Origin of the sequence: Actinoplanes aureus (genome assembly GCF_015704865.1) — a bacterium.
Classification (GTDB): Bacteria; Actinomycetota; Actinomycetes; order Mycobacteriales; family Micromonosporaceae; genus Actinoplanes; species Actinoplanes aureus.
This window is the reverse complement of sequence record NZ_JADQTO010000030.1, coordinates 44,039-65,250: the sequence shown is the minus strand read 5'-3', so window position 1 is coordinate 65,250 and position 21,212 is coordinate 44,039. Positions and strand designations below refer to the sequence as shown.

Below are 21,212 nucleotides of genomic sequence, written 5' to 3'. Positions count from 1 at the left end.
GGTTCTACTGGGTCAATGTGCCGGACAGGATTGCGCCGACCTCGGACAGCGGGCCGGGAAGAACGATCTCGTCGTGGGAGCACTCGATGAGGTGGGTCTCGACGCGGCCGGTGACGTACGGCGCCCACATCTCGGGGCCGGGACTGCCGGCGTCCTTGTCGGCGGTGGCCCGGCACAGCAGCACATCGCCGTCGAACGGCCGCAGCGTGAACTCGCGGGTGATGCGGCCCAGATTCGTGCCGACCGCGGCCAGCGCGGAGACCTGCCTGCGGTCCAGGCCGGCGGCCGCGCTGCCGCCCGCACCGAGCAGCGCCATGGCGGTGTCGAAGTCGAGCGTCGCGCCCTCCGGCAGCTCGGAGCCGGTGCCGAGGAACTCGAGCAGCTGCTCCAGGATCATCTCCTCGGTGACCTCGCCCGCCGGGCCGGTGGCCCGGACCGGGTAGGCGTCCAGCAACGCCAGCAGCTCCACCCGTTCGCCCCGCTCCTGGAGCAGGGTCGCCATCCGGTGCGCGATCAGGCCGCCCAGCGACCAGCCGGCAAGCCGGTACGGACCCTGCGGCTGCACCGTCCGGATCTGGTCCACGTAGTCGGCGGCCATCTCGTCCAGGTCCGCCGGCAGCTGCCCCGAGCCGTCGTCCCCGGGCTCGGCCAGGCCGCGTGCCTGCACCGCGTAGATCGGCTGCTCGCGGTCCAGGTGGCGGAGCAGACCGGCGTACGTCCAGCCGAGGCCGCCGAACGGGTGCACGCAGAACAGCGGTGCGCGGCTGCCGTGCTCGCGCAGCGGCAGAAGCACCGCGAGCGGGTCGCCTCCACCGGCCCCACCCAGCCGCTCGACGAGGGCGGCCACCGTCGGCGCCTCGTAGAGGTCGCGTGCGCCGACCCGGTGACCGGTGAACTCGGTGGCCCGGGCGGCCAGCGTGGCCGCGGCCAGCGAGTCGCCGCCCAGCTCGAAGAAGTTGTCCTCGGCGCTCACCGGGCCGAGGCCCAGCACCTCGCCGAAGAGCGTGCAGAACAGCTCCTCCTGCGGAGTCCGCGGCCCCCTGCCCCGGCTCGTTCCCGGGCCTTCGGGATCCGGCAGGGCGGCACGGTCCACCTTGCCGCTCGGGGTGAGCGGTACCGCGTCCAGCTGGACCACGGCCGACGGGACCATGTGCTCCGGCAGGGCCGCGGCGGCGTACGCCCGCAGTTCCCGGTCGTCGAAGGCCGCACCCGGCGCGGACACCACGTAGGCCACCAGCCGCCGCAGTCCGCCGATACCGGCGGAGCGGGCGAGGACCAGGGCGGACGCGACGCCCGGGTGGCCGGCGAGCCGTGCCTCGATCTCGCGCGGCTCGATCCGGAACCCGCGCAGCTTGATCTGGTCGTCGGTGCGGCCGAGGTAGTCCAGCTCCCCGTCCGCGGTCCAGCGCACCAGGTCACCGGTGCGGTACATGACCTCGCCGGGCCCGCCGAACGGGCTGGCCACGAAGCGCTCCGCGGTGGTGCCGGCGCGGTTCAGGTAGCCGCGCGCCAGGCCGACGCCGGCCACGTACGCCTCGCCCGCCGTGCCGGGCGGCACCGGCCGCAGCCGGGCATCCAGCACGTAGATGCGGGTGTTCCAGATCGGTGCGCCGATCGGCGGCGCCGCGTCACCGGCGAGCGGCCCGCTCATCGAGGCGCAGACGGTGGTCTCGGTCGGCCCGTACGCGTTGATCATCCGGCGGTCGGGGCCGAACCGTGCGACCAGGTCGCCGGCCGTCGCCTCACCGGCCACCACCAGCGTCATGCCGGCGGGCAGGTCCCCGGCCCCCATCACGGTGAGCGCCGCCGGGGGGATCGTCGCGACCGTGATCCGCTGCTCGGCGAGCAGGTCGGCCAGGGGCCGGCCGGCCCGCAGCCGGTCGGTGGGCGCGAGCACCAGGCACGCACCGCTCAGCAGTGCCGTGCACAGCTCGGACACCGAGGCGTCGAAGCTGGTCGAGGCGAACTGCAGCACCCGGCTGTCCGGCTGGACGCCGAACCGCTCGATCTGTGCCCCGGCCAGGTTGGCCAGGCCGCGGTGCGACACGACCACGCCCTTGGGCAGGCCCGTCGAGCCCGACGTGTAGATCAGGTATGCGGCGTTCGCCGGGCTCGCCTGCGCCGGCACGGCGGTGCCGGCATCGGCGTCCGCGGCCTCCTCGAGCAACAGCACCGGCGCATCGGCGGCCTCGGGTACGACACCCGCGGTCGCCCGGTCGCTCACGATCAGCGCCGGCGCGGCATCGGCCAGCAGGTATCCGATCCGGTCGGCCGGGTACGCCGGGTCGACCGGCATGAAGGCCGCCCCCGCCTTGGCCACCGCGAGCATCGACACGATCAGTTCCGTGCCGCGGGGCAGGACCAGGGCGACGAACCGCTCCGGTCGAACACCGTGCGCCGCGAGGACCCGTGCCAGCCGACCGGCGCGTTCGTCGAGCTCCGCGTACGTGAGCGACTCGTCCTCGAACACGAGCGCGGTCGCGGTGGGCGTCCGCGTGGCCTGGCGCTCGAAGAGCTCGGCCAGCGTGCCGGGCGGCAGCTCGTGCGCGGTGTCGTTCCAGGCCTGGAGCACCAGCTCCCGGTCGTGGGCGCCGAGCAGGTCCAGCTGTCCCGACGCGACGTCCGGCTCGGCGACGACCGCCCGCAGCCACGCCTCCATCTGGTCGGCGAACCGGCGCACGGTCTCGGCACTGAACAGGCCGGGACGGTAGTCGATGCGGAAGCGCAGCCGGCCGGCCCGTCCGGAGGCGATCAGCGCCAGGGCGAAGTGGCTGCCGTCCTGGACCTGCCGGCCCACGACCGCGGCCCCGGCACCGGCATCGGCACCGGCCTCGGCCAGTTCCTCCGGCGGGGTCGGGTAGTTCTCGAACACCATTCCGGTGTCGAAGAGTGTGCCCAGCCCGGCCGTACGGATGACGTCGCTGAGCCGGACGTGGTGCACCGACATCAGCCCGCTCTGCTCCTGCTGAAGGTCCCGCAGCAGGTCGCCGACGGGACGGTCCGGGTCCATCCGGGCCCGCACCGGCAGCGTGTTGATGAACAGGCCGACCATGTTCTCCGAGCCGGCCAGTTCCGGCGGGCGCCCGGAGACGGTCGCGCCGAACACGACGTCGTCGCGGCCGGTGAGGCGGCCCAGCAGCGCCGCCCAGGCACCCTGCAGGACCGTGTTCACGGTCAGCCCCTCGCGGCGGGCCCAGGCCGACACCGCGCCCCCCAGGTCGGGGTCCAGAACCCGTTCCACGCGCTCCGGGATGAACGGCCGGCCGGCGTCGGCGGGCGCGACCAGCGTCGGCTCGTCGAGTCCGGCCAGCGCGGTGCGCCAGGTCTCCAGGGCTTCCCCGGCGTCCTGCTCGGTCAGCCAGCGCAGGTAGTCACGGTAGGCGGGGGCCGGCGGCAGCCCGGAGTCGTCGCCGCCGCGACGGTAGAGCTCGATCAGGTCGTTCATAAACAGCGGGTCGGACCAGCCGTCGAGGAGGACGTGGTGGCAGGTGAGCACCAGCACGTACCGGTCCGGGGCGAGGGCGATCATGGTGAACCGCAGCATCGGCGGGCGCAGCATGTCGAAGCGCTCGGCCCGGTCGGCGGCGAGGATGCGGGCACGCGCCGCGTCCCGCTCGTTCTCGGGCAGCCCGGTCAGGTCGTGCTCGCGCCACGGCAGCTCCACGTCGGCCGGGATGACCTGCACCGGCTGCGCCAGGTCGCCCTGCCAGAACCCGGCCCGCAGGTTCGGGTGGCGGCGCAGCACGGCGCCCACCGCGGCGCGCAGAGCGGGGACGTCCATCCCGCCGGACAGCTCCCAGGCGGTCTGCACCACGTAGGGGTCGGGGCCGTCGAGGTCCAGGCCAGCGTGGTAGAGCAGGCCGGGCTGCAGGGACGCGCACGGCAGCACGTCGGCGATCCGGGGCCACTGCGCCTCGATCCGCTCCACCTGCGCCTGGGAGAGCGTGACGAGCGGGAAGTCGGACGGCGTGTGGCCGCCCGCACCCGGCCGCAGCCCGTCGGCGGCGAGGCGGTCGATCGTCCGTCCCCAGACCTCGGCCAGCTCGCGCACCTCGGCGCCGGTGAACTGACCCGCCGGCCAGTCGAACGCGGCGTTCAGCGACGGTCCGGCGGCCAGCTCGTCCACGGTGGCGTTGATCTCGAGCGCGTGGGCGAACGGACGGCCGGCGTCCGGGCCGGCGGCGGCCGGGTCCGGCGGGAGGAGCGTGAACTCGATCCCCGGGCCCGACGGGGCCGCGAGCTCGCGGTCCTGCGCCGGGATGCGGCCCAGATAGTTGAACGACAGCTGCGGATGCCCGGCCGCGGCGAGCGGACCGGCGGTCTCCTCGTTGAGGTACCGCAGCAACCCGTAGCCGACGCCCTTGTCCGGGACCGCGCGCAGCTGTTCCTTGATCCGCTTGAGCGCGGCGTCGCCGGACACCGCGGCGGCGTCGAGGCGTACTGGATAGTTGCTCGTGAACCAGCCCACCGTGCGCGAGAGGTCGAGGCCTTCGACCAGGTCCTCGCGGCCGTGGCCCTCGAGGTTGAGCAGCACCGACGCGTCGTCGCCGCGGCCCAGCCCGGCCCGCCACTCGGCGACCGCCAGCGCGAGGGAGGTGAGCAGCACCTCCTGGGCGCTCGCGTGGAACGCCGCGGGCAGGCCGGTCACCGCCGCGGCGGTCCGGTCCACCGAGAACCGCACGCCGGCGCGCTCGGCCGTGGCCACCACGTCCCGGGCGGGGTCGAGCGGGCGGGCGCCGAGCAGCGGGTCCGGGCCGTCCAGCGTGGCAAGCCAGGTGTCCAGCTCACCGGCCTTGGCGGCCGCGACCTCGCGCAGCGAGCCGGCCCACCGGCGGAACGAGGTCGGCACCGGGTCCAGAACCGGCTCGTTCCCCTCCCGGGCGGCACTCAGCGCGGCCTCGAAGTCGGCGACGAGGATGCGCCAGGACACCGCGTCGACGGCGAGGTGGTGCACGACGATGAGAACGTGGTCCGGCTCCGGTCGTCCGGCGAGGTCGAACCACACCGCCCGCAGCATCACGCCGTCGCGGGGCGACAGGCCGGACACGGCCTGACGCTGCTGCGCCGTGAAGATCTCCGTCAGGTCCGCGCCGGCAGCCACGGCAACCCGGTGCACCACGTCGCCGGTGGTGCCGGCGTCCGCCGTCGGCACGGTCAGCGCCCACGAGCCGGTCGCGTCCGTGAGCCGGGCCCGCAGCATGTCGTGGGTGCGCAGCAACGCGGTCAGGGCGGAGCGGAGCTGGCCGCCCGTGGTGCCCTCCGGCAGGGCCAGCAACCGCTGCTGGTGGAAGCCGTCGCTGTCGCCGCCGAGGTCCCGCAGCCAGTGCATGATCGGCGTGAGCGGGATGTCGCCGACGCCGACGTCCGCGGTGATCTCGCGGGTCTCGCCGCCGGCCGCCGCCGCGAGGGCCGCCACCGTCTTGTGTTCGAAGACGTCCCGGGGGCTGAAGACCACGCCCGCCTTGCGGGCCCGCGACACCAGCTGGATCGAGGTGATGCTGTCGCCGCCGAGGTCGAAGAAGCTGTCGTCGATGCCGACGTCGTCACGGCCGACGAGCTCGCCGAAGATCCGGCAGAGCTCGGCCTCGTGCTCGGACCGGGGCGCCCGGCTGCTCGCCTTCGTCAGCTGCGGCTTGGGCAGGGCGCGACGGTCCAGCTTGCCGTTGTCCAGCAGCGGCAGGGCGTCGACCGTCACCAGGGCGGACGGCACCATGTAGGCGGGCAGGGCGGCGGCGACGTGCTCCTTCAGCTCGTCCTCGGTGGGCCGGGACGCGCCCGGCACCACGTAGGCCACCAGTACCGCGGCGGCGGCCAGGTCGTTGCGGACCAGCACCGCGGCCTGCGTGACCCCGGGGTGCCGCAGCAGGACGGCCTCGATCTCACCCGGCTCGATCCGGAAGCCGCGCAGCTTGATCTGGCTGTCCGTACGCCCCTGGAAGACCAGCTCACCTTCGCGGTCCCAGCGCACCCGGTCGCCGGTCCGGTACATGCGCTCGCCGGCAGCGCCGTACGGGTCGGCCACGAACCGGTACGCCGTCTCCCCCGGCATGCCCCAGTAACCGCGGGCCAGGGCCGGGCCGGCGAGGTAGAGCTCACCCGGGACGCCGGCCGGCACCGGGCGCAACCCGGCGTCGAGCACGTACACCCGGGTGTCGCCGAGCACCGTGCCGATCGGGGCGATGCCGCCGCTCGTCAGTGGCCGGCTCATGGTCGCCGCGACCGTGGCCTCGGTCGGACCGTACACGTTGGTCATCCGCCGGCCCGGCGCCCAGCGGTCCACGATCTCGCCGGAGAGCGCCTCGCCGCCGCTGTTGAGCGCCTCCAGCTCGGGCAGCGGCTCCGGCGGCAGGGTGCCGATCACGGTGGCCGCGGTCTGCAGGTGGGTGATGCGCCGCTCGAGCAGGATCGCGTGCAGCTCCTCGCCGGTCGGCACGGTCTGGGCGCTGACCGGCAGCACCAGGGTGGCGCCGTTGGTCAGGGCGATCACGAGGTCGGCCACGGAGGGGTCGAAGTTCGGCGCGGTGATCTGCAGCAACCGCTTGCCGGGCAGCAGCCCGAGACGTTCGCCGTGCGAGTGCCCCAGACCGGCCAGGCCGGCATGCGTGACGAACACGCCCTTCGGCGTTCCGGTCGACCCCGAGGTGAAGATGACGTACGCCCCGTGCCGCGGCGTCAGGGCCGCGGTCCGGTCGGCGTCGGTGGGCGCCCGGTCCGGCCGGCCCGCCAGGACGTCCTCGTCGACGGTGAGCAGCGGCACCGTGTCCGGCAGGCGGTCGCGCAGCGCGGGGGTGGAGACCGCCAGCACCGGCTGGATCGTGTCGAAGACGACCTGCAGTCGCGCCACGGGCTGGCCGGTGTCCACCGGCAGGTACACGCCGCCCGCCTTGCCGATCGCGAGCACCGTGGTCAGCCAGTCGATCGACCGCGGCAGTCCGACGGCCACCACCCGCTCCGGGCCGACGCCCAGCCCGATCAGCTGGTGGGCCAGGCGGTTCGCGCGCCGGTCCAGCTCACGGTAGGTCAGGACGGCGTCGCCGTGCTCGACCGCGATCCCGTCCGGCGTACGGGCCACCTGGTCCTCGAAGAGCTCCGGCAGGGTCCGCGGGGTCAGGCCGGGCGGGGCGCCGAGACCCCGCTCCAGCTGCGCGGCGCGCTCCTCGGTGACGGCCAGCGGCAGCTGCTCGATCGGCGTGGCGGGTGCGGCCGCGGCCGCCGCCAGCAGCGTGCTCAGCCAGCGGCCGAGCGCGGCTGCCGTGCTCTTCTCGAACAGGTCGACGCTGTACTCGACCTGGCAGAGCAGGCCGGCCGGTTCCCCGTCCGGTCCGTGCTGCTCGGCGAAGTCGAAGGTGAGGTCCACCTTGGCGGCGCCGGAGCCGGCCGGCACCGCGGTCATCGTCAGGCCCGGGAGACGGGCGCCGGCAGCCGGCAGGTTCGGCAGGTTGACCGCGACCTGGAAGAGCGGGTGCCGCGACAGCGAACGCTCCGGGTTGACCGCCTCGACGATCCGCTCGAACGGCACGTCCTGGTTGGCGTGGGCCGCGAGGCCGGCCTCCCGGGTCCGGCCGATCAGCTCGGCGAACGTCGGGTTGCCGGAGGTGTCGGTCCGCAGCACGAGCGTGTTGACGAAGAAGCCGATCAGGTCGTCGAGGGCTTCGTCGGTGCGGCCCGCCACCGCGCAGCCGATCGGGATGTCGGTGCCCGACCCGGTCCGGGTGAGCAGCACGGCGACGGCCGCCTGCAGCACCATGTAGAGGCTCGCGCGGTTCGCCCGGGCCACGGCCGTCAGGTCCTGGTGCACCTCGGCCGGAAGCTCGATCCGCACGGCGTCGCCGCGGTAGCTCGGCGCCGCCGGACGCGGGTGGTCCAGCGGCAGCTCCAGTTCGTCGGGGACGTCGGCCAGCTGGTCGCGCCAGTAGCCGAGCTGCCCGGCGAGCTCGCTGTCCGGGTCGTCCTCGCTGCCGAGCGTCTCGCGCTGCCAGAGCGCGTAGTCGGCGTACTGCACGGGCAGGGGGGCCCAGTCCGGCGCCGCGCCCGTGCTGCGGGCCTCGTACGCCCTCGCCAGGTCCCGCGAGAGCGGTCCCATCGACCAGCCGTCGGACGCGATGTGGTGCAGCACGACGAGCAGGACGTGCTCGGTGGGGCCGAGCACGAACAGGAACGCCCGCAGCGGCGGGTCCGTGGCGAGGTCCCAGGTGCGCATGCTGGCCTCGGCGACGAGGTCGGGCAGGCTCGCCTCGGTCGCCTCGGCGAGCGGCAGGCCGGGGTCGAAGGCCGCGGGCGCGAGGATCTCCTGCCGGGGCAGCCCGTCGCCGTCGGGGTAGATGGTCCGCAGGACCTCGTGGCGGGCCACCACGTCGCGCAGCGCGGCGTGCAGCGCGTCACGGTTGAGCTCGCCGCTGAGCCGGACGGCGGCGGGCACGTTGTAGGTCGAGCTCAGTTCCTGCTCGAACCGGTTGACGAACCAGAGCCGGCGCTGCGCGAACGACAGCGGCAGCAGGTCCGGCCGCGGCATCCGGCGCACCCTGGCGCGCGCGCCGCGGGCCTCGCCGAGCCGCTCGGCCAGCGCCGCCACGGTCGGTGCCTCGAAGATCGCCCGGATGGGGACCTCCACCTCGAGGGCGGTCCGGATCCGGCTGACCAGGCGGGTGGCGAGCAGCGAGTGGCCGCCGAGATCGAAGAAGCTGTCGAGCACGCCGACGGTGGGCAGTCCAAGCACGTCGGCGAAGAGACCACAGAGGATCTCCTCAAGCGGGGTGCGGGGCGCCCGCTGCGTCTTGCCCGCGACGAACACCGGCGCGGGCAGGGCGGCGCGGTCGAGCTTGCCGTTCACGGTCATCGGCAGGCCGGACAGCGCCACGACGGCGGCCGGGACCATGTAGTCGGGCAGCGACGTGGCCAGCTCGCCGCGGAGCGCGTCGGTGTCGAACTGCGCCGGATCGCCTGCGGCCGGAACCACGTAGGCGACCAGCCTCAGATCGCCGGGACGGTCCTCCCGGACCACGACGGCTCCCAGGGACACCTCGGGTCGTGCGACGACCTGGGCTTCGATCTCACCGGGCTCGATGCGGAATCCGCGGATCTTCACCTGGTCGTCGCTGCGCCCGAGATACTCGAGCATTCCCTGCGCGTTCCAGCGTGCGGTGTCCCCGGTGCGGTACATCCGGGCGCCGGGCGCCCCGAAGGCGTCGGCGACGAACCGGGTCGAGCTCAGGCCGGGCCGCTGCAGGTAACCGCGGGCCAGCCCGCCGCCGGCGATGTACAACTCGCCGCGCACGCCCGTCGGCACCGGACGTAGCGCGGTGTCGAGGACGTACGCGCTGAGGTGCGGCATGGCCCGGCCGATGACGCTGCCGTGCCCCTGACGGCCGTCGGCTCGCCGGATCGTCACGTGAACGGTCGTCTCGGTGATGCCGTACATGTTCACCATGGACGGTCCGCCGGAGCCGGATCGCGCCACCCAGTCGGCGATGCGGGCCCAGTCGAGCGCCTCGCCCCCGAAGACGACAGTGTGCAGCGACAGCCGCTCGCGCAGCCCGTCGCCGGCCCGGTCGATCTCCTCGGCCAGCCGGTAGAACGCGGACGGCGTCTGGTTGAGCACGGTGACCCGTTCACGTTCGAGCAGGCGGGCGAAGTCGCTCGGCGAGCGGGCCACCTCGAGGCCGACCACGACCACGCGGCCGCCATACGCGAGCGCGCCCCACAGTTCCCAGACGGAGAAGTCGAAGGCGTACGAGTGGAACATCGTCCACACGTCATCCGCGCCGAAGGCGTAGTCGGCCTCGGCCGCCGCGAGCAGCTCGGCGACGTTGCCGTGGGTGACGACCACGCCCTTGGGCCGGCCGGTCGACCCGGAGGTGTAGATGATGTAGGCCGCGCTGGCCGCGTCGCGGGCCCGCCTCGGCCGAACGCCCACCGCCGCCGTCCCGGCGGCTTCCGGGCGCACGGCGCCCTGGTCGTCGAGGATCACGCGTCGGGTGTTCGGGCTCGTCGCCCGGACGCCCACGACGTCCTCGTGCGTGATGACGACGCTGGCGGAGCTGTCCTCGACGATGTAGGCGATGCGGTCGGCCGGTGAGGCCGGGTCCACCGGTACGTAGGCTCCGCCGGCCTTCAGCACGCCGAGGATGGCCACGACCATGCCGATCGAACGCGGCAGCACCAGCCCGACCCGCGACTCGGCGTCGACGCCCAGGCCGCGGAGCCGGGACGCCAGTTGTTCGGCGCGCGCGTCCAGCTCGTCGTAGCTGATGGTGACATCGTCCTTGGTGACCGCCGGGGCCTGCGGCGCGGTCCGGGCCCGCTCCTCGAACAGGTCGAGGGGCGAGCGGGCCGGCGTCCCCGGGTCGCCGCTCTCGTTCCAGTCGACAAGCAGGCGCTCGCGCTCGGCGGGCAGGAGCACCTCGAGCGCGCCGATCCGCCGGTCCGGGTCGGCCGCGGCCTGCGCAAGCAGGGCGGTGAGCCGGTCCGCCAGAGCCTCGGCTGTGGTCTCGTCGAACAGATCCGCCCGGTAGCTGAGCACGCAGACCGCGCCGGCCGGCGTCGCGGCGTCGCCGAAGATCTCGGCGAACGTGACGGAGAGGTCGAACTTCTCCGGGTCCGGACCGAGGTCGACGTTGCCGACCTCGATGCCGGGCAGCTGCGGGCGCCAGTCGGTCTGCTCGGTGTTCTGCAGGTTCAGCGCGACCTGGAACAGCGGGTGCCGGGCGAGCGAGCGCTCCGGGTTGAGCAGCTCGACCAGGCGTTCGAACGGCAGGTCCTGGTGGGCGTAGGCGCCCAGGTCCACGCCGCGGACCCGCTCCACCAGCTCGGTGAACGTGGGGTCGCCGGAGGTGTCGGTGCGCAGCACGAGCGAGTTGACGAAGAAGCCGATGAGGTCCTCGAGCGCCTCGTCCGTACGACCGGCGACCGGGCTGCCGATCGGGATGTCGGTGCCGGCGCCGAGGCGGGTGAGCAGCGCGGCGAGGGCCGCCTGCAGCACCATGTACATGCTCGCGTTGGCGCGCCGGGCCAGCTTGGCCAGGGCGGCGTGCACGTCGGGCTCGACCCACCGCCGCACCTGACCGCCGCGGGTGCCCGCGACGGGCGGCCGGGGACGGTCGGTGGGCAGCTCCAGCCCGGCCGGGAGCCCGTGCAGCGCCGTACGCCAGTAACGGATCTGCTGCGCGATCGGGCTGTCCGGGTCGGCGTCGGAGCCGAGCACCTCCTGCTGCCAGAGCGCCAGGTCGGCCGGCTGCACCGGCAGCGGCTCCCAGCGCGGGGCCGCGCCCGCCACCCGGGCGGTGTAGGCGGCGGCGAAGTCGGCCAGCAGCGGGCGCATCGACCAGCCGTCGGCGGCGATGTGGTGCAGCACCATGATCAGCGCGTACTCACCCGGTCCGAGCGTGACCAGGGTGGCGCGCAGCGGCAGCTCGGTGGCGAGGTCGAAGTCGCGGGCGGACTCCGCCTCGATCAGCTCCAGCAGGTCCCGCTCGTGGGCGCTGCGGGTGGCGAGGTACGGCCGGGCCTCCCGCTCCGGCACGATGACCTGCCGCGGCACGCCGTCGACCTCGGCGAAGAGGGTCCGCAGGCTCTCGTGGCGGCCGGTCACGTCGGTCAGCGCCGCCAGCAGCGCGGCCTCGTCGAGGTCGCCGGAGAAACGCAGCGCGAAGCGCAGGTTGTACGCGGCCGGCTCGCCCTCGGCGAACCGGTTGAGGAACCAGAGCCGACGCTGGGCGAAGGAGAGCGGGATCACCTCGGGCCGCTCCATCCGCACCAGGGCCCGGCGGGCCCGGCCCGCGCCCGCGATCTCCTCGATCAGCTGGCGGACCGTCGGCGCCTCGAAGACGGCACGGATCGGCAGCTCCACGTCGAAGACCGAACGCACCCGGCTGATCAGGCGGGTCGCCAGCAGCGAGTGGCCGCCCAGGTCGAAGAACCCGTCGTCGACGCCGACCCGGTCCAGGCCCAGCATGTCGGCGAAGAGCCCCGCCAGGATCCGCTCCTCGACCGTACGGGGCTCGCCGGCGAGCGTGTCGACGACGATTTCCGGCGCCGGCAGGGCCCGCCGGTCGAGCTTGCCGTTGCTGGTCAGGGGCAGCTCGGGCAGGACGACGAGGGCGGCCGGCACCATGTACTCGGGCAGCTCACGGGCGAGCGCCGCGCGCAGCCGGTCGAGCGACAGGTCGTCGCCGCGGGCCACGACGTAGCCGGTCAGACGCTGGTCGCCGGGCCGGTCCTCGCGGACGATCACGGCGGCCTCGGCCACGCCCTCGCCGGCGCGCAGCGCGGCCTCGATCTCGGCCAGCTCGATCCGGAAGCCGCGCAGCTTCACCTGGCTGTCGGAGCGTCCGAGGTAGACCAGGTCGCCGTCGGCGTTCCACCGGGCCAGGTCGCCCGAGCGGTACATGACCTCGCCGGGCGCGCCGAACGGGCAGGCCACGAAGCGCTCCGCCGTCAGGCCGGGCCTGCGCCAGTAGCCGCGGGCCAGGCCGGCGCCGGCCAGGTACAGCTCGCCCGGCACGCCCGGCGGCACCGGCTGCAGGAAGGGGTCGAGCACGTACAGGCGGGCGTTGGCCTGGGGCCGGCCGATCGGCACCGGGCCGTCCGGTACCGCCGTCCCGGGGTCGATCCGGTACTCGGCGCAGTTCACGGTCGCCTCGGTGGGACCGTAGACGTTGTAGACGGTGACGTCCGGGTGGGCCTCGCGCCACCGGGTCAGCGCGCTGCCGACCAGCGCCTCACCGCCGAGCAGCAGGGCACCGGTGGGCGAGTACGCCGCGTCGGCGGCCTCCAGCAGCGGCAGGTGGCTCGGCGTCGCCTTGAGGAACGTGCACGGGTTCTCCCGCAGCCGCGCGAGGCCCGCCGGGTCGTCGTCGCCGATCTCCGACAGGTGCACGCAGCCGCCGGTCACCAGCGGGGTGAGCAGGGCCGTCACGGTCAGGTCGAAGGCGATCGGCGAGTGCAGCACGGCGGTGCCGTGCGCCGCCGGATAGGCCTTCGCGGTGAACGCCAGGTAGTCCGCCACCGACCGGTGCTCGACGACGACGCCCTTGGGACGGCCCGTCGAGCCCGAGGTGTAGATCATGTACGCCGGGTTGCGCAGCGACAGCGGCGAGCGCAGGTCCGCGGCGGACGGCGCATCGGCCCGCAGCCGGCTCAGCGCGGCCACGGTCTCCGGGTCGTCGACCACGAGGGTGCGTACGCGACCGGGAACGCTCGTGCCCGCCAGCGTGGCGGTGTCCACGAGCACCAGCTCGACACCGGCGTCGTCGAGGACGTACTCGATCCGCTCGGCCGGGTGCGCCGGGTCCAGCGGCACGTACGCCGCACCGGCCTTGACGACCGCCAGCAGCGCCACGACGGCCTCGGGCGAGCGGTCCATGAGCAGGCCGACGAACGTCTCCGGGCCCGCGCCCTCGGCGATCAGGTGACGGGCCAGCCGGTTGGCCCGCTCGTCCAGCTCCCGGTAGGTGAGCACCCCGCCGGCCCAGCTCAGCGCCGGTGCGTCCGGGGTGCGGGCCACCTGGGCGCCGAAGAGCCCGGGCAGCGCGGTGAGCGTGCCGCCGGTCGCGGTGTCGTTCCAGCCGTCCAGGATCCGGGCGCGCTCGTCCGTGCCGAGCAGGTCGAAGTCCCAGACCCGGGTCTCGCTGTCCCGGGCAGCCTCCTCCAGCACCCGGTTCAGCCGCTCCACCATCATCTCGGCCGTGGCGCGGTCGAACAGGTCGGAGCTGAACTTCAGGTCGGCCGGCATGCCCGCGGGTTGCCCGTCGCCATCGAACTCCTCGGCGAAGCCGAAAGCCAGGTCGAACCGGGACGACTCGTGCTCGAACGGGTGCGGGGTGATGTGGGCGCCGGGGATCACCGAGACGTAGCTGGGCAGGTTCGCGACGTTCAGCAGCACCTGGAACAGCGGGTGCCGGGCCAGCGAGCGGGTCGGGTTGACGACCTCGACCAGTCGCTCGAACGAGACGTCCTGATTCGCGTACGCGTCCAGGTCGACCGCCCGTACCCGGCGCACCAGCTCCGAGAACGTCGGGTTGCCGGAGATGTCGGTGCGGAAGACGACGGTGTTGGTGAAGAAGCCCACCACGTCGTCCATCGCCTCGTCCTTGCGGTTGGCGATGAGGCTGCCGACGAAGATGTCGTCGCCGGCGCCGAGCCGGCCCAGCAGCGTGGCGAGCGCGGCCTGCAGCACCATGTAGACGCTGGCCTGCTCGCGCACGGAGAGGTCGCGCAGCCGGGTGTGCAGCTCCGTGCCGACGCGGTACTGCAGGATGCTGCCGCGACCCGTGCCGGCCACCGGTCGCGGACGGTCGTACGGCAGCGCCAGCTCGTCGGCGATGCCGGCCAGGTGCTTGCGCCAGTACGACAGCTGCCGCGAGATCGGGCTCTGCGGGTCGTCCTCGCTGCCGAGCACTTCCCGCTGCCAGAGGGCGACGTCGGCGCACTGCACCGCCAGCGGCTCGAACACCGGCGCGCGGCCCGCGGCCCGCGCGGCGTACGACGTGGCCATGTCCCGGGCCATCGGGCCCAGCGACCAGCCGTCGGCCGCGATGTGGTGCAGGACCAGGAGCTGCACGTGGTCTTCCGGCCCGAGTTCGAACAGGTAGATGTGCATCGGCAGGTCGGTCTTGAGGTTGATGCCCGTACGGACGGCGGCCTGCAGCGCGTCGTCCAGCTCGGACGCGTCGACCGGCACGATCGTGAACGGGACCCGGACCTCGTCGGCCGGCAGGATGTTCTGCCACGGCACGCCGTCGACGTCGGGGTAGACCGTGCGCAGACCCTCGTGCCGGGCCATGACGTCGTTCATCGCGGCCTCGAGCGCGGCCGCGTTGAGCGGGCCGACGATCCGCAGCGCGAACGGCATGTTGTAGGTGGCCCGCTGGCCCTCGTCCAGCTGGTTGATGAACCACATCCGGTGCTGCGCGTACGACAGCGGGATGCGTCCCTCCCGCGGCATCGGCCGCAGGCCGGAGCGGGCGCTCTCGGCGGCCTCGACGACGGCGCAGAGCGCGGCCACCGTCGGCGCCTCGAAGACGGCGGGAATCGGGATCTCGGCCCGGAACGTGGTCCGGATCCGGCTGACCAGCCGGGTGGCGAGGATGGAGTGGCCGCCGAGCTGGAAGAAGTCGTCGTCGATGGTGACCGTCGGCACGCCGAGCAGGTCGCCGAAGAGCGCGCACATCCGCTCCTCGGTCTCGTTGCGCGGTGCCCGGCCCGCCACCGCGGCCGTGAGGCTCGGCGCGGGCAGCGCCTTGCGGTCCACCTTCGCGTTGTCGGTCAGCGGCAGGCGGTCGAGCACGACGAACGCCGACGGCACCATGTACTCGGGCAGCGACTGCGCCAGCCGCCGGCCGATCGCGCCGGTGTCGAGGTCGTCGCCGCCCACCACGTAGGCCACGAGCCGCTTGTCGCCCGGCTGGTCCTCGCGGGCCAGCACGGCGGCGTCGGCCACGCCCGGCTGGCGGGCCACGGCGGCCTCGACCTCGCCGAGCTCGACCCGGAAGCCGCGGATCTTCACCTGGTCGTCGGCCCGGCCGACGAAGACCAGCGTGCCGTCGCCGGTCCAGCGCGCCAGGTCGCCCACCCGGTACATCCGCTCGCCCGGTTCGCCGTACGGGTCCGCCACGAACCGGTCCGCGGTCAGCCCCGGCCGCTGGAAGTAACCGCGGGCCAGGCCGGTGCCGGCGACGTAGAGCTCGCCCACGACGCCGGCGGGCACCGGATGCAGCGCGTCGTCGAGGACGTACGCCCGCATGTCGTCCATCGGCCGGCCGATCGGGACGACGTCCGGGACCGTGGCCGCGTCGGCCATCCGGTGGAACGTGGCGAACGTGGTGGCCTCGGTCGGGCCGTAGGTGTCCTTGACGACCAGCCCGGGGAAACGCTCCAGCACCGCGCGCACGGCCGGAGCGGGCACGACGTCGCCGCCGGCGAGCAGCTCGCGGACGCCGGCGAGGCAGTCCGGATCCTCCTCGACGACGACCCGGAACAGGCCGGCCGTCAGGTGCAGCCCGGTGATCTCGTGGTCGGTGAGCAGGCGGCGCAGCGTGGCCACGTCCAGGTCACCGGGCGGCGCCACCACGACCTCGCCGCCGGTGAGCAGCGGCATCCACAGCTCGTAGTTCGCCGCGTCGAACGCGTACGGGGCGTGCGCCAGGACCCGCCGGTGCGCGGCGGGGTGGAAGCACTCGTCGAGGCAGTAGCCGACGAGGTCGCGGTGGGTGATCGCGACGCCCTTGGGGCGCCCGGTCGAGCCGGAGGTGTACATGACGTAGGCGAGCTGCTCCGGGTGGGGCCGCACGCCCGGGTCGGTGTCGGGCTCCTCGGCGAGCAGCGGGTCGGCGTCGACGACGATCTCGACGGCGCCGCGGCGGAACAGGGGGTCCCGGGACGCGCTGTCGGTCAGCAGAACCGCGACGTCGGTCTCCCGGCAGAGCGAGTCCCAGCGGGACCGGGGCGCCCGCGCGTCCAGCGGCAGGTACGCGCCGCCCGCCTTGAGCACAGCGAGCAGGGACACGAGCAGGTCGGCGCTGCGCCGCTGGAGCACGGCGACCCGGGTCTCGGGCTGCACGCCGAGCGCGATCAGCCGGTATGCCAGCTGGTTGGCGCGCTTGTCCAGCTCCTCGTACGTCAGCACGGTGTCGCCCGAGCGCACAGCGGCCGCGCCCGGCATCCGGCGGACGCTCGCGGCGAACGCGTCCGGCACGGACAGGGCGAGCGCGGGGTCGTCGCGCACGGCGCCGATGCCCGGGGCGAGCAGCCGCCGGGTCTGCTCGGCATCGTCGACGGCCAGGTGGGCGATCGGGCGGTCGGGCTCGGCGAGGGCGGCCGTGAGCAGGCGGCCCCACCGGGCGGCCAGCTCACCGGCCGTGCCTTCGTCGAAGAGGTGGGCGCTGTAGGCGAGTTCGCCGGCGAGCCCGTCCGCGGCCTCGGTCAGCTCCAGGCCCAGGTCGAGCCGGTCCAGGCGGGCGTCGTACGGCTCGGCCCGCACGGTGAGGCCGCCGGCCGTGGCCGGCTCGGCGAGCGCGGGCCGCAGCGTCGTACCGACCTGGAAGACCGGGTGCCGCACGGTGGTCAGCTCGGGCGCCAGCACCTCGACGAGGCGTTCGAACGGCAGCCCCTGGTGGACCTCGGCGGCCTGCGCGGCGACGGCGGTCCGCCGCACCAGCGTGCGCAGGCTCGGGTGACCGGCCGTGTCGACCCGCACGACCAGCGCGCCGGTGGCGGGCACGCCGTCGCGCAGCCCGAACCGGGCGGTGCCAAGCAGCAGGTCGGTGCCGGCGCCCATGCCGCCGAGCACGGCGGCGAACGTGGCGCGCAGGACGTCCGCGGCCGTGGCGCCGGTGTCGCGAGCGAGGCCGAGCAGGGCCGCGTGGTCCGCGGCGCCGACTCGCACCGGAATCCGGGCACTGCGGTAGGTCAGGGCCGAGGGGCGCGGGCGGTCCGCGGGGAGGGCGACCTCGTCGGCGAGGCCGTCCAGGGTCCGCTCCCAGAAATCCCGGTCGCCGTCGGCGTCGGCGTACGGCTCGGGCGCGGCGGTCCAGCGGGGCTCTTGTCCGTCGCGGCGGCTCGCGTACGCGGCGAGGAGGTCGGCCGTGAACCGCCCCTCGGCCCAGCCGGCGCCCGCGACCGGGTGCACGACGACGGCGAGCACGTGTTCGTCCGCGGAGAGCCGCAGCAGGCCGAAGCGGACCGGTGGGGCGGTCGTGAGCTCGAAGCCGTCCCGGTCCACGGCGGCGAGCGCGGCCGCGAGCCCGTCCGGGGTCACGTCGCTCACGGGCACTTCGGCCTCGGCGCCGGCGGCCGGCCGGACCAGGGCGTACGGTTCGCCGTCGCGCTCCGGGAAGACGGTACGCAACGCATCGTGCCGGGCCAGGACGTCGGCGACGGCGTGCCGCAGCGCCGGAAGGTCGAGCGCACCGGTGAGGCGTACGCCGAAGGTGACGTTGTGGGTCGGGCTCGCGCCCTTCTCGAAGCGGGAGATGAACCAGAGACGGCGCTGGTAGTCGTCGAGGGCGTGCTCGACACCGTCAGCCGGCGCCGGCTCGGTCCCGAGCTCCTGGTCGATCCGCTCGGCGAGCATGGCCACGGTCCGGGCGGTGAACGCCACCTGCATCGGCAGGTCCACGCCGAACTCGGTACGGATCCGGTTCATCAGGCGGATGACCTTGAGCGAGTCGCCGCCCAGGACGAAGAAGTCCTCGTCGATCGAGGCGTCGCGGGCGCCGACCAGGTCGGCGAAGAACTCGACGAGCCGCTCCTCGGTCGGGGTCCGGGGCGCGCGGCCACCGCCGGAGCCGGCCTGCGGCACCGGCAACGCCTTACGGTCCAGTTTGCCGTTCGGCGTGCGCGGCAGCGCCGGCAGCTCGACGACGATGTGGGGCACCATGTAGTCGGGCACAGCGGTGCCGACGTGCTCGCGCAGGGCCTGCTCGCCGGCGTGTTCCGCGGCCGGCACGACATAGGCGACGAGCCGCTGGTCGCCGGGCCGGTCCTCGCGCACGATGACGACGGCGGCGGCGACGTCCGGGTGCCGGGACAGGACGGCCTCGATCTCGCCCAGCTCGATCCGGTAGCCGTGCAGTTTGACCTGGTGATCCACCCGGGCGATGAAGTCGATCGTGCCGTTCTCGCGCCAGCGGACCAGGTCGCCCGAGCGGTACATGCGGGCGCCTGCGGGGCCGAACGGGTTCGCGATGAAGCGCTCGGCGGTCAGACCCGGACGGGACAGGTAGCCCCGGGCCAGCCCGGCGCCGCCGAGGTACAGCTCTCCCGCCACGCCGGCGGGCACCGGACGCAGCGCGCTGTCGAGGACGTACAACTGCGTGTTGTCGATCGGCCCGCCGATGTCGGGCAGCACGCCGCCGCTGTGCACGCGCGACGCCGTCGAATAGATCGTGGTCTCGGTGGGGCCGTACAGGTTCGTCACCTGATCCGCCGCGGCGAGCAGGCCGTCGGCGACCTGCACCGACATCGCCTCGCCGCCGGAGAGGACGCGCAGGCCGGCGAGGGCGTCCGGGCGGTCGTCGAGCAGCAGGCGCCACAACGACGGGGTGGCCTGCATCACCGAGACGCCCTCCGCCGCGATCAGCTCGGCCAGCACGTCCGGCTCGGTGACCTGGTGGCGGTGCGTGAGCACGATCGCGGCGCCCGAGACGAGCGGCAGGTACACCTCCAGCTCCGCGATGTCGAACGCGATCGTGGTGGCCGCGAGCATGCGGTCGTCCGGCGTCAGGGGGAACCACTCGCCCATCGCGGCGATGAGGTTGGTCAGGTTCTCCCGGGTGACGATGACGCCCTTGGGCCGGCCGGTCGAGCCCGACGTGTAGATGACGAAGGCCCCTGTGTCCGGCGTCACCGCTCCGAGCCGGTCGGCGGCGACCGGATCGTGTTCCGGCCGTCCCGCGAGTGCGGCGGCGGTGGCGTCGTCGTCGAGCACGAGCCGCAGCGGGCCCGACTCGGGGAACAGAGCGGCGGTGGCCGCGTCGGTCAGGACCAGCGCGGGACGGGCGTCCCCGACCATGAACGCGATCCGGTCGGCCGGGTACGCCGGATCCACCGGCAGGTACGCGGCACCGACCTTGTGCACCGCGAGCAGCGCCGCCACCATCCGTGGCGAGCGTTCGACGCCGATCGCCACGATCGCGTCCGTACGGACCCCGTGGGCGATCAGGTGGTGGGCGAGGCGGTTCGCCGCGGCGTTCAGCTCGCCGTACGTCACGGTCTCACCGCCGCAGCGCAGGGCGACGGCGGACGGGTTCGCGCTGGCCCGTGCCTCGAACTGCTCGACGACCGAGCGGGCGGGCAGCGGGCGGGGGGTGTCGTTCCACGTCCGCAGCACGCGGTCCCGCTCGTCGCCCGGGATCAGGTCGAGGCGCCCGACGATCGCACCCGGCTCCGCGACGACCGTCTCGATCAGACGGACCAGGCGGCCCAGCAGCCCCTCCACCATGAACTCGTCGAAGAGCGCGGTCTGGTACGTGATCCGCATGTGCAGCCGCTTGCCGGGTACGGCGAGGAGCTCCATCGGGTAGTGGCTGTAGTCGGTGCTGTCCACCGAGCGCGCTTCGAGTCCCGCCTCGTCCAGCGCCGTCGAGCGAGCCTCCATCGGCACGTTCTCGAAGATGCTGATCACGTCGAAGAGCTCGCCCTCGCCCGCCAGGCGCTGGATCGTGCTCAGCGCCAGGTGCTGGTGGCCCCGAACCAGGTTCTGCTCGCGCTGCACCCGGGTGATCACGTCGATCAGGCGCTCGGACGGACCGGTGCGCACCCGCATCGGCAGCGTGTTGAGGAAGAGGCCGACCATGGTCTCGACACCGGGCAGCTCGGCCGGGCGTCCCGACATGGTGACTCCGAAGACGACGTCCTGGCTGCCGGTGACGGCACCGAGGGCGACACCCCACAGGGTCTGCACGATCGTGCTGACGGTGACCCGTTCGCGCGCCGCGAGGCGGGCCAGCCCCTCGGTCAGGTCCTCGGACAGGTCGGCCATCCGGCGGCTCGGCAGCGCGGTCTCGGCCACGCGCCCGGCCGGGGCGAGCCGGGTCGGTCCGGGGATGCCGGCCAGCGCCTCCCGCCAGGCCGCCTGCGCCGCGTCCGCGTCCTGCTGCGCGAGCCAGGCCAGATAGTTGCGGTACGGCGTGACCGGGCGCAGCCCCGAGGTGTCGCCGTCACGGGCGTAGAGGGTGAAGATCTCGTCCAGCACCAGCGGCGTCGACCAGCCGTCGAGCAGGATGTGGTGGTTGGTGAAGATGAAGCGGTGCAGCTCGGGTCCGATCCGCACGAGCGTGCAGCGGATCAGCGGCGCCGTGGCGAGGTCGAAGCGGGCGGTCCGGTCCTGCTCGAGCAGCCGCGCGAGCTCCGCCTCCAGCTCCCCGGCGGGAGTCGCGCCGAGGTCGAGCTCCGTCCAGGGGACCTCGACGCCGGACAGGATCGCCTGAACCGGCTGGGCCGAGTCCAGCTGGCGGATGCAGGCACGCAGGTTGGCGTGCCGGCCCAGCATGGTCTGAACCGCCGCGCGCAGCCGGGCCGGTTCGAGAGGGCCGGCGAGATCGACGCTGAACTGCTGGGTGTACAGGTCGGGTCCGTCTTCGGAGTAACGGGCCTGGAACAGCATGCCCTCCTGCAGCGGGGAGAGCGGCAGCACAGCTTCGAGCTTGGATCCGTTCATTTGGACTTCTCACTCGCCTTCGTAACGGCAACGCCGTGCCCGGACGGAAATCGCGCGA

Annotated in this window: 1 protein-coding gene; it reads right to left on the bottom strand. The window is 74.0% G+C overall.

The window, feature by feature from the left end; genetic code table 11:
• Window positions 1-4: 4 nt before the first annotated feature.
• Window positions 5-21,154 (bottom strand): non-ribosomal peptide synthetase, encoded by a 21,150-nt coding sequence (locus I4J89_RS40680; RefSeq protein WP_196419555.1) that lies wholly within the window; start codon window positions 21,152-21,154, stop codon window positions 5-7.
• Window positions 21,155-21,212 lie beyond the last annotated feature (58 nt).